The 255-nt window shown below is 67.8% G+C and carries 1 protein-coding gene; it reads left to right on the forward strand.

Annotated elements, in window-relative coordinates:
* Positions 1–33 precede the first annotated feature (33 nt).
* Positions 34–255: S4 domain-containing protein (locus ACQG3P_RS20655; RefSeq protein WP_426806093.1), on the forward strand; the 222-nt coding region annotated here is incomplete at its 3' end.

The raw sequence follows: 255 nt of genomic DNA on the forward strand, positions 1-255 counted from the left end.
ACGCCGGACGGGGTTTGGCCGGAGAATGGCGTGATGACAACCCGACACAACAAGTTCATTGCCGACACCGGCTTCTGTTCCCGGCGTGAAGCCGACCGCAACATCGGCGAGCGCCGCGTCACCGTGAACGGCCACCCGGCCGGTACCGGGGCGGTGGTCGGCGAGGGCGACGTGGTGCTGGTCGACGGCCAGCCGATGCGCGCGCGCGTGGCAAAAAAGGCGGGTGGCCGCCGTCATGTGTACATCGCGCTGAAA

Source organism: Stenotrophomonas sp. SrG (assembly GCF_050031795.1).
Classification (GTDB): domain Bacteria; phylum Pseudomonadota; class Gammaproteobacteria; order Xanthomonadales; family Xanthomonadaceae; genus Stenotrophomonas; species Stenotrophomonas rhizophila_A.